10 protein-coding genes are annotated in these 9,628 nt (G+C 61.4%); 5 read left to right on the top strand and 5 right to left on the bottom strand.

The genetic code is table 11. The annotated features are described in order from the left end of the window. The first annotated feature begins 109 nt into the window (after positions 1 to 109). Genes ACF8EA_RS13870 through ACF8EA_RS13860 form a run of 3 tightly spaced genes read left to right on the top strand, consistent with a single transcriptional unit; the run spans position 110 to position 1,562 of the window. Positions 110 to 523 carry a thiol-disulfide oxidoreductase DCC family protein gene (locus ACF8EA_RS13870; protein ID WP_080671161.1) on the top strand — a complete coding sequence of 138 codons (414 nt, stop codon included), beginning with the start codon at positions 110 to 112 and terminating at the stop codon, positions 521 to 523. After that, positions 508 to 1,068 carry a GTP cyclohydrolase I FolE gene (gene folE, locus ACF8EA_RS13865; RefSeq protein WP_084850491.1) on the top strand — a complete coding sequence of 187 codons (561 nt, stop codon included), beginning with the start codon at positions 508 to 510 and terminating at the stop codon, positions 1,066 to 1,068. The genes ACF8EA_RS13870 and folE overlap by 16 nt, the downstream gene beginning before the upstream one ends. A gap of 35 nt (positions 1,069 to 1,103) precedes the next feature. Beyond that, a complete protein-coding gene (locus ACF8EA_RS13860; RefSeq protein WP_103444604.1) occupies positions 1,104 to 1,562 on the top strand; it encodes a DUF3429 domain-containing protein in 459 nt (152 codons plus the stop codon). Here ACF8EA_RS13860 and ACF8EA_RS13855 read toward each other — a convergent pair. Continuing rightward, complete coding sequence (locus tag ACF8EA_RS13855) at positions 1,549 to 1,779, bottom strand: hypothetical protein (protein ID WP_135192366.1); 231 nt, start codon at positions 1,777 to 1,779, stop codon at positions 1,549 to 1,551. The two genes, ACF8EA_RS13860 and ACF8EA_RS13855, sit on opposite strands and share 14 nt — an antisense overlap. Before the next feature lie 46 nt (positions 1,780 to 1,825). Here ACF8EA_RS13855 and glsB point away from each other — a divergent pair, with 46 nt between their 5' ends. After that, positions 1,826 to 2,734 (top strand): glutaminase B, encoded by a 909-nt coding sequence (gene glsB, locus ACF8EA_RS13850; protein WP_014591518.1) that lies wholly within the window; start codon positions 1,826 to 1,828, stop codon positions 2,732 to 2,734. 39 nt (positions 2,735 to 2,773) lie between these two features. Here glsB and ACF8EA_RS13845 read toward each other — a convergent pair whose 3' ends face one another. Continuing rightward, positions 2,774 to 5,185, bottom strand: a complete 2,412-nt coding sequence (locus tag ACF8EA_RS13845) for a TonB-dependent siderophore receptor (protein WP_392522351.1) — start codon at positions 5,183 to 5,185, stop codon at positions 2,774 to 2,776. Positions 5,186 to 5,439: 254 nt separating this feature from the next. On the opposite strand from ACF8EA_RS13845, the gene ACF8EA_RS13840 reads away from it, so the two are divergent. Next, complete coding sequence (locus ACF8EA_RS13840; RefSeq protein WP_392522349.1) at positions 5,440 to 6,096, top strand: HD domain-containing protein; 657 nt, start codon at positions 5,440 to 5,442, stop codon at positions 6,094 to 6,096. Between the two features lie 29 nt (positions 6,097 to 6,125). Here the strand turns inward: ACF8EA_RS13840 and ACF8EA_RS13835 are convergent, their stop codons facing one another. The 3 genes from ACF8EA_RS13835 to ACF8EA_RS13825 form a co-directional block, all read right to left on the bottom strand. Beyond that, positions 6,126 to 7,289: an AAA family ATPase gene (locus ACF8EA_RS13835; protein WP_392522348.1), complete on the bottom strand. Its 1,164-nt coding sequence runs from the start codon at positions 7,287 to 7,289 to the stop codon at positions 6,126 to 6,128. Between the two features lie 143 nt (positions 7,290 to 7,432). After that, positions 7,433 to 8,197 carry a hypothetical protein gene (locus ACF8EA_RS13830; protein ID WP_103444599.1) on the bottom strand — a complete coding sequence of 255 codons (765 nt, stop codon included), beginning with the start codon at positions 8,195 to 8,197 and terminating at the stop codon, positions 7,433 to 7,435. Positions 8,198 to 8,261: 64 nt separating this feature from the next. Beyond that, a complete protein-coding gene (locus ACF8EA_RS13825) occupies positions 8,262 to 9,539 on the bottom strand; it encodes a bifunctional O-acetylhomoserine aminocarboxypropyltransferase/cysteine synthase (protein ID WP_004575388.1) in 1,278 nt (425 codons plus the stop codon). Positions 9,540 to 9,628 lie beyond the last annotated feature (89 nt).

Genomic DNA, 9,628 nt, shown 5'->3' with positions numbered 1-9,628 from the left:
CACAAATCCACCGGCGAACACCCCCCAGCCCCCTATAACCCCCCCCATTGCGAATTTCCTGGTTTCAGCTAACTTATACAAAAACCTGTACAAGCATGAGAGGTTGTACATGTATTGCAAGTGGCCCTTCACCCTGTACTTCGACGGCGCCTGCCCATTGTGCGCTCGGGAGATCGCCTTCCTGCGCAGGCACTCGACCGGTGGAAAGCTCACACTGGTTGACATCAGTGCTAATGATTTCGATGCAGGGGCGTTGGGCTTCACGGTTGAACAACTGAGGTCATGCCTGCATGGACGGTTCGCGAGCGGGCACTGGGTTACAGGCTTGGACGCCACCTTGTGGAGTTGGCGTGCTGCCGATGTGGGCCTGTGGGTCGCGCCACTGGCCTGGCGCCCGCTACGTCCCCTGTTTTCGGTTCTTTACAGGCTGTTCTGTCGATTGAGGCCACGCTTGGCCTGGCTACCACATCCCGATGGCGGGCACCGCTGTAGCGGTGAGGAGTCCAAATGTCACATTCGTTAGCCGAGCACTTTCATGAAATCCTCGTCGGCATTGGTGAGAACCCGCAGCGCGAAGGGCTTCTGGACACACCCCAGCGTGCGGCAAAAGCGATGCAGTACTTGTGCAACGGGTATGCCCAGGATCTTCACGAGGTTGTAAACGGTGCTCTGTTCGAGAGTGAAAACGATGAAATGATTGTGGTGCGTGACATTGAGCTCTACTCATTGTGCGAACACCACATGCTGCCGTTTATTGGCAAGGCTCATGTCGCGTACCTGCCAACAGGACGCGTGTTAGGCCTTTCCAAGGTTGCACGCGTGGTGGACATGTTCGCTCGTCGTTTACAGATACAGGAAAACCTCACGCGGCAAATCGCGTATGCCGTGCAGGAAGTCACGGATGCTGCAGGAGTGGCGGTCGTGATCGAAGCCAAGCATATGTGCATGATGATGCGCGGGGTAGAGAAGCAGAACTCGGTGATGATGACATCCGTGATGTTAGGTGAATTTCGCGACGACCCCTCTACGCGGCACGAATTCCTTAACCTCATTGGACGACACAGTTGACGTCCGGTCCTGAACCGTCGCGAAGGGGCGCCCAGATGAATACCGATGCTACTGCGTTATCTCCAAGCCGCTTCGCTGCCCTGGGGTACGGCGGTCTGCTGCCGTTTATTGGTTTGACGCTGCTCATCCTTTTTTGGGCTGAGTATCGAGCGTTTTTCTCGATGATGCTGGTTGGCTATGGCGCGGTGATATTGAGCTTCGTCGGTGCCCTGCACTGGGGGTTCGCCATGACGTTGCAGGGGTTGCCCGCGAAGCAGCGTCAAGAGCGACTGGTGTGGAGCGTTATACCGGCCCTGATCGGTTGGGTTGGCGCGTTGCTGCCTGTGCCGGTGGGGTGTCTAGTGTTGACCTTTGGTTTTATCGGCCATCTTTGGCAGGATCGCAAACTGGCGCAAGCGGTGCCTGGGTGGTATCTGCCGATGCGCGTGCATTTAACGGCTGTCGCGAGCCTCTGTTTGCTGCTCAGTGCACTCGCCGTATTCATTGATTTTTGAAACCCCAATCCACGCTTCGATCCGTTTTACCCAGCCAGCCGCGTGATGGCCGGATCGTTGGGGAAATTCCCACAACATCGGTGCGGCGCGTGGCCGGCCCTCGCAGCTTTTTACAGCTGCCTTCACGGCCGTAACGCGCGGCGATCTTCCTGGCGATGACGACGCTTACGGTGATTTGTTTCTGAATGTGTGATCTCTCCCGCTCGGTCTTCGTCAAGAAGACTGCCCCTCGCCGTCGTCTGGGGATTGATACAGGGCCTTCCATGCAAACGCTGTTGAACGAGATTCTCGAAGAAGTACGTCCCTTGATCGGCAAGGGCAAAGTCGCTGACTACATTCCCGCGCTGGCGGACGTGCCGGCGAACCAGCTGGGCATCGCTGTCTATGGCAACGATGGCAGTTATCACTGCGCAGGCGACGCGCAGGTGCCATTCTCGGTGCAGAGCATTTCCAAGGTGTTCAGCCTGGTTCAGGCCATTGGCCATTCGGGGGAAGCCATTTGGGAGCGGCTGGGGCATGAGCCTTCGGGGCAGCCGTTCAACTCGTTGGTGCAGCTGGAGTTCGAGCGCGGGCGGCCGCGTAACCCGTTCATCAATGCCGGGGCATTGGTGATCTGCGATATCAATCAGTCGCGCTTCGCGGCCCCCACGTTGTCGATGCGCGATTTTGTCCGACGGCTTTCAGGCAACCCTCACATCTCGATCAATACCCGGGTCGCTGATTCGGAATATCAGTTTCGCGCGCGCAACGCTGCCATGGCGTACCTGATGCAGTCATTTGGCAACTTCCATAACGAGGTCGAGACGGTGCTGCGCAGTTACTTCAGTTACTGCGCACTGCAAATGAACTGCCTGGACCTGGCGCGGGCATTCTGCTTCCTGGCCAATGACGGGTTCTGCAAGCACAGCGGTGAGCAGATCCTGACACGGCGCCAGACCCAACAAGTGAACTCGATCATGGCCACCAGCGGGCTATATGACGAGGCGGGGAATTTTGCCTTCAGGGTGGGTTTGCCTGGCAAGAGTGGCGTGGGTGGCGGGATCGTGGCGATCGTGCCGGGGCAATTTACCGTATGCGTGTGGTCGCCGGAGTTGAACGCTGCGGGCAACTCCCTGGCCGGGATGGCGGCGCTTGAGCTGCTCAGTTCGCGGATCGGATGGTCGGTGTTCTGATCTGCGAACTCAGGGGCCATCAGGCGTCGCCTTGGCGGGTCAGAACGCGTACACCAACGTGGCCGTGGCGCTGCGTGGGCTGCCATACCAGCCGCGCGCGCCAATCGCCGTGTAGTAGGTTTTGTCAAACACGTTGTTGAGGTTCAGTGAAACGCTGGTCTGCGGTGTGAAGGCATATTGAGCCATCAGGTCGACCACGCTGTAGGGGTCCTGGGTGAACGTTTCGTTGTTGGGCCCGGCGCTCTTGTAATATTCGGTACCCTGCCAGCGCACACCACCCCCCACCTTCAACTGTGGCAGGGTCGCCAGGCGGTAGCTGGTGAACAGTTTCAAGGTGTCTCGCGGTATTTCAGTGTTCAGGCGGTCGCCGTCCGAATCCTTGCTTACCGCATAGGTGTAGCTGGCCGAGACCTGCCAATCAGGCAAAATCTCGCCCGCCATTTCCATCTCGAAACCACGTGTCTTGGTACCCGATTCGGCACGGTAGGCCTGGTTGCCGTCTGGCGCCAGGTTGCTTCCGTCGGCTACCGCCAGGTTGTCCTGGTGTACCTCGAAAACGCTGAAAGCCGCGGTCAGGCGCTGGTCCCAGAACTCACTCTTCAGACCGAGCTCGTAGTTAACGCCTTCCAACGGGTCCAGGTAGGTCCCGTTGATATCCTTGTTGCTCTGCGGTTTGAAAATGGTGGTGTAACTGGCATAGGCCGACCAGTGCTCGTTGAGGTCATACACCAGGCCAAGGTAGGGCGTGACGACCCCGGTTTCGCTACGCGAAGTGCGGCTTGTCGCGCCGGACGACAGGGTGGTAGAGGTTTCGTCGCGTTTCCAGTCGATCAGCCGCGCCCCGGTAATCAGCGACAGGTCATCCGCCAGGCTCCAGCGTACCGAAGCCACCAGGCCGTCCTGGGTTTCATCCAGCGCGTCTTCCGAGGATTTGGCATGGATGGCGTCCGGTATCGCCAGCGAACCGTCCCAGGTGTAAATGTTGTCGATGGTCTGGATCGTCCACAGTGGGTAACCGTCGTTGCGGTAGTAGGCGCGGTAGTGACTGGCCCCGAGGTAGGCTTGGTGCTCGCGTGAAAACAGCTCGAACGGGCCCGACGCCGACAGGTCGAACGAGGTCTGCCGGGGCTCGCCGGCCCAACGCCCCGTCCAGGTGCTGATGCCACTGCCATCGGGCTTGACGGTGCCGCTGGCAGCGGTGGCAAAGGTGTCGTCATAGCTGCGACGGCTGTGTTCGGCATTCACTTTCAACTGCCAGCCGTTGTCCAGTTGATGCTCCAGCGTAGTGAATACCGTCTTGGTGCGACGCTTGTGATAGCTCCAGTCCGAAGCTGAATTGAACGTGCGGGAGGGGCTGAAGTGACTGCCATCTGAATTGAACATCGGGAAGCCGTGGTTGCCTGCCCCGTCGTTGTCCATCTCCTGATATTCCGCACCTGCTGTCAGCATCGTGCTGTCGGTGATGTCCCACTCCAGCACCCCATAGGCCACCTGCCGTTCCAGCGATTGGCGGTCGACGTAGCTCTGGCTGTCGGTATTGGAGGCGACAAAACGCCCGCGGACATTGCCGCTTTGCGTCAGCTTGCCAGAAACGTCCAGTTCGGTGCGGTAGTTGTCCCACGAGCCCGCTTTCAAGGTCAGCTTGCGTTGTGTTTCCAGGGTCGGCTTCTTGCGGATCAGGTTGACGGTGGCGCCCGGGTCGCCAGTGCCTGACATCAGGCCCGTGGCACCGCGCACTACCTCTACCCGGTCGTAGGACACCATGTCGGAGAGGTCGTCCCTGAAGCCAAAGGTATCGGGGCGGTTGATGCCGTCCACCTGGATGCTGCCGACCTCGAAGCCGCGCACGTAGATATGGTTGGCGTCGCTGCCGGCGGGCCCCATGCTGTCAACGACCACGCCCGGTGTCTGTTCAAGCACCTGGGCAACATCGTTCAGGTTCTGGTCTTCAATCTGCTGGCGGGTGACCACGCTGACCGATTGGGGTGTCTCGCGTGCCGACAGCCGCAGCCCGGTTGCGGTATTGACCGAGCCGGTGGTGTAGCTGCCGGTGCCTTCGGTGGTGGCACCCAGGGCCATGCTGGAGACGGTGGTTGCCGCAAGCTCCATGGCGCCATCCTGTTCAGAGCTAATCAGCATGAAGCGCTTGTCGCCCGCTGCCTGCACCTGCAAGCCACTGCCTTGCAGCAGTTCTGCCAACGCCTGATGCAGCGCGTAATTGCCGTGCAGCCCTTTGCTGTGCAAGCCTGCGACTTCTTCATGGCTGAAACTGATGACTGCCCCGCTGGCGTCGGCAAACTGGTCGAGTGCGTGAGCCAATGACCCTGCCGGGATACTGTAACCCACAGGCTCGGCCCAGGCATGTGCAGTGCCCAGCAGCGAGCCCGCGAAGCTGACCGCTAGTGCGGTTTGGCGAATACGGGTGGCGGGGGAGGAAAAGCGAGCGGACATCCATTGACTCCTTGCTGATCGAATACAAGTGCTCCCAGTAACAAACGTGTTGTTGACGGAAATACTTAGTAGCAAGGTGCTGATAGGGCTGAGGATCTACTTTGGCAGTAACATCCTCATCGCAGCACAAGGCTGCTCCTGCCAGTGCTGTACAGGCTTTGAAACCGACATGCATGCTCTCGGTACTTGCCCAGGGCAGCGTCCGGACGGCGCCCGTGAACCCGTGCATTCACCGGAAATGGAACCTACCGAAGATGACCCGCGAAGCGTTTGCCCCTTATCAGTCTCTTGCCACTGACTTGCTGAAGTATCTGCCGTCCGACCAGCGTGATGGCTCCCACGACTTGGCCCATATTCAGCGCGTGTGGGTCAATGCGCACCGGATCCAGCGGGTAGAGGGTGGCGACCTTGAAATCTTGCTTGCGGCGACGGTGCTGCACGACTGTGTGGCAGTGGAAAAGCATTCGCCGTTACGTGGGCAGGCCTCGACGTTGTCGGCGAACAAGGCTGCATCAGTCCTTGCTGAGATGGGCTGGCCGAGTGTGCGTGTTGAGCAGGTAGTGCATGCGATCAAAACGCACAGTTACTCGGCGGGGTTCGAACCGCTGACACTTGAGGCCTGCATCCTTCAGGACAGTGACCGGCTTGACGCCATAGGCGCGGTGGGTATTGCCCGGTGTTTTTACGTCTCCGGGCGAATGGGGTCGGCGCTCTATGACTTCGAGAATCCTTTCGCGCAGCAGAGGGCGTACCAGGACGGGGCGTATGCCATCGAGCACTTCCAGACCAAACTGCTCAAGCTCGCCTCGGGCTTTAAAACCCAAGAAGGGGCTCGCCTCGCTGCCGAGCGTCATACCCGGCTTGAAACCTTTCTTACCCAGTTCATGGACGAGATTACCGGGGCCGGTTAGTCATGCCGGGCTCGTACCGTCACTTGAATTCAGTCAGCCCAGCGCCACAGCGGCTCATCCAGCAACCCAACCCCCCGCAGCTGGGTTTGCCCTTGTATTTTTTCCAGCTCTAGCACATTGCACCCGTCACAGGCTGCCAGCGCGTTGATTAATTGCGCACTGTGCGATACCACCCAAACCTGGCTACGGCCCGATGCACGAATGATCAGCCGTGCCAAGGCCGGGAGCAGGTCTGCGTGCAGACTGGTTTCCGGTTCGTTCAACACCATCAGCGATGGCGGCCGTGGTGTGAGCAGGGCGGCCATCAGTAGAAGATAACGCAGGGTGCCGTCCGACAATTCAGCACCCTCGAGCGGGCGCAAAAGCCCGTGCTGGTGCAGCCTTACACTGAACAGCCCGCCAGGTGGCGCATTGATCTCCAGACGGCTGCCGGGAAACGCGTCATTCAGCGCTTCCACCAGATCCTCCACATCGCCAATTTCGATAATGGTCTGCAACGCCGAGGCAAGGTTGCGCCCGTCGTGATGCAGTACCGGCGAGCGAGTGCCCAGTTGGGGTTGACGGCAAGGCGCATCACGGTCAATCCGGAAGTGATCGTAAAACCGCCAGCTATTGATGAATGCGCGCAGGTCACCGATTTCCGGTGCCTGGCGGGGCCGGCCGACGATGTTGAAGAAGCTCTCGCCGCTGTCAGCATGCTGATCGAGCACCGCCCAGCTGTTGCCCTCGCGGGCCCGCACCAGGGCGTTCTTGCGCTCGACCAGCAAGGACGAGGGCCGATAGGCGCCAGCGCCCCAGATGGCTTCACACTTTATTTCGGGGTCGAGCATGAACGCGGTCGGATACGGCAGGGGAATTGGCAGGCCGAGGGTGATGGCAAACCCGAAGTCCTCGGTGGCAAAGCCCAGGCGCAGGCGCCTGGCTTCGCTCGGATGCTGGCCTTGGATGGGCACTTCGCCGCGCCGCATTCGTGCGCTGGTTTCTGGGCCGGCCCACCAGGTCGAATCCAGCCCGCCTTCACGGGCGAGGGCTTCGACCACACCGCCCTGTGCGGTTTCGGCCAGCAGGCGCAGTGCCTTGTACAGGTTGGATTTGCCGCTGCCATTGGCGCCGGTCACCAGGTTGAGTTGGCCCAGCGGCAGCACCAGGTGGTTGATCGAGCGGTAGTTGCCGATGGCGAGGGTAGTGAGCATGCAGTGCTTCCCAGCGTGGACCAGGCGACCGATTGTGACCGAAGCGTGCCTGCCTTGTCAGCCATCCAAACCGCGCCTGATACAGCGTGAGTCAGGCCTGGGCACCGTCTATAGATGGGCTGCGAAGCAGCCCCAGCGGCCTATCAACGCCGCCGTAACACAGCGGCCAGCCCAATGGTCAGCACCACAGCGCACAGCATGGCCAGCCCGATGGTCACGCCAACGCCCCACGTTTCCAGCAGCCCCGCCAAGACCAGATAGAACGCAATCACCCCCACCGCGCCGATCGCATTGCCCCGCACCATCGCCGCCATCCCGGCTCGCCCGCCCTGCACATGGGCGAACACCACCAGTGGCCACGCAATCACCGGAATCGGCGCCAGCATCCCGCTGGTCGCCGGGCCCAGCCAACTGGCCAGGCTGGTGGTGATCATCAGCAGGGACGTGGCAGATACCATGCGCAACGGGATTTCCCAGTGCCGGTGCCGGGGGCGGGCCAAGGTATCAGGTTTGGGCTCGCGGCCGCTGGCGCGGATCAGCACGCCGATCAGCACCAACGCCACTGCAATCGACAGGTACAGGCTGCCCCAGTGGGTAAAGGCATAGGCGGCCAGGCCATAGAACAGCAACGCCAGCAGTACGGCCACGGCGATGCCGAGTGTGCGCGTGGCCAGCAGGTAGACGGTGTAGGTGGCCTGCACCGCCGCCAGGCCGCCCAGTGCGCCGGGCAACGCGCCCAGGGCGAAGGCCGTGCCCTGTTCCAGGCACAGGAAGGTCATCACCAGCGCCGAGGTGATCGGCAGGCCCGACAGCAAACCGCCTAGCAGGCCTCCCCAGCGCCGGGAGGCGAGGGAGATGGCCCACATCAGCAGGGGGGTGATGGTGAGTTTCAGGTAAAACAGGGTCATTGCGGGTGCATCCAGGCTTGATGAAGGTGCGCCCGCCTTCGACATTGGGTAGGGCGCGGAGGAATCAGCCGCGGCTGGCCTCCAAGGCCTGGGCCAGGTCGGCGATGATGTCGTCACTGTGTTCGATGCCGATCGACAGGCGCACCATGTCCCGTGGCACGCCGGCCTTCTCCAGTTCCTCGTCGTTGAGCTGACGGTGGGTAGTGGAGGCGGGGTGGCAGGCCAGTGACTTGGCGTCGCCGATATTCACCAGGCGTACCACCAACTGCAACGCGTCGATGAAGCGCGCGCCAGCCGCCTGGCCACCCTTGATACCGAACGACAGGATCGACGCCGGCTTGCCACCGGTGTAGCGCTGGGCCAGTTCATGTTCGGGGTGGTCGGGCAGCCCGGCGAACTTCACCCAGGCCACCTGCTCGTGGGCTTGCAGGTAATGGGCGACCTTTAGCGCGTTCTCGGTATGGCGCTCCATGCGCAAGGCCAGGGTTTCCAGGCCTTGCAGGATCAGGAAGGCGTTGAACGGCGACAGCGCGGCGCCGGTGTTGCGCAAGGGCACCACACGGCAGCGGCCGATGAAGGCGGCAGGCCCGAAAGCTTCGGTGTAGGTGACGCCGTGGTAGGACGGGTCGGGGGTGTTGAGCAGGGCGAAGCGTTCCTTGTTTTCGGCCCAGGGGAATTTGCCGGAGTCGATGACGATGCCGCCGATGCTGGTGCCGTGACCGCCGATGTACTTGGTCAGCGAGTGTACGACGATGTCGGCGCCGTGCTCGAACGGCCGGCACAGCACCGGGGTGGCCACGGTGTTGTCGACGATCAGCGGCACACCGTGGCGGTGGGCGGCTTCGGCCAGCGCGGCGATATCGACGATATTGCCGGCGGGGTTGCCGATGGACTCGCAGAATACCGCTTTGGTACGCGCGTCGATCAGCGCTTCGAGGGCGGCGATGTCGTCATGGGCCGCGAAGCGGGTGTGGATCCCCATGCGCGGCAGGGTGTGCGCCAGCAGGTTGTAGGTGCCACCGTACAGCTTGGCCACCGAGACGATATTGTCGCCGGCTTCGGCGACGGTCTGGATGGCGTAGGTGATAGCCGCCATGCCCGAGGCTACGGCCAGCGCGCCGACCCCGCCTTCCAGGGCGGCCATGCGCTGCTCGAGCACGTCGTTGGTGGGGTTCATGATGCGCGAGTAAATGTTGCCGGCAACTTTCAGGTCAAACAGGTCGGCGCCGTGCTGGGTGTCATCGAAGGCGAAGGAGGTGGTCTGGTAGATCGGTACGGCCACCGCCTTGGTGGTTGGGTCGGGGCTGAAGCCCGCATGGATGGCAAGCGTTTCCAGCTTCATGCAATCGTTCCTTGAGTGTGGGTGGAAGCGCTCGAGCATGCGGCGGCGAGCAGGCGTGGGTCAAGGGTGTCGCTCTGGCGCGACAGCAC

The organism is Pseudomonas sp. YQ_5 (assembly GCF_043103305.1).
GTDB classification, from domain to species: Bacteria; Pseudomonadota; Gammaproteobacteria; order Pseudomonadales; family Pseudomonadaceae; genus Aquipseudomonas; species Aquipseudomonas putida_Y.
The sequence above is the reverse complement of the archived record's forward strand: the minus strand, read 5'-3'. Positions and strand labels throughout refer to the sequence as shown.

Bases quoted from the DNA above. Each gene is read 5' to 3' on its own strand.
- ACF8EA_RS13825 (WP_004575388.1), bottom strand. From the start codon at position 9,539: ATGAAGCTGGAAACGCTTGCCATCCATGCGGGCTTCAGCCCCGACCCA.
- folE (WP_084850491.1), top strand. From the start codon at position 508: ATGTCACATTCGTTAGCCGAGCACTTTCATGAAATCCTCGTCGGCATT.
- glsB (WP_014591518.1), top strand. From the start codon at position 1,826: ATGCAAACGCTGTTGAACGAGATTCTCGAAGAAGTACGTCCCTTGATC.
- ACF8EA_RS13835 (WP_392522348.1), bottom strand. From the start codon at position 7,289: ATGCTCACTACCCTCGCCATCGGCAACTACCGCTCGATCAACCACCTG.
- ACF8EA_RS13860 (WP_103444604.1), top strand. From the start codon at position 1,104: ATGAATACCGATGCTACTGCGTTATCTCCAAGCCGCTTCGCTGCCCTG.
- ACF8EA_RS13840 (WP_392522349.1), top strand. From the start codon at position 5,440: ATGACCCGCGAAGCGTTTGCCCCTTATCAGTCTCTTGCCACTGACTTG.
- ACF8EA_RS13830 (WP_103444599.1), bottom strand. From the start codon at position 8,197: ATGACCCTGTTTTACCTGAAACTCACCATCACCCCCCTGCTGATGTGG.
- ACF8EA_RS13845 (WP_392522351.1), bottom strand. From the start codon at position 5,185: ATGTCCGCTCGCTTTTCCTCCCCCGCCACCCGTATTCGCCAAACCGCA.
- ACF8EA_RS13870 (WP_080671161.1), top strand. From the start codon at position 110: ATGTATTGCAAGTGGCCCTTCACCCTGTACTTCGACGGCGCCTGCCCA.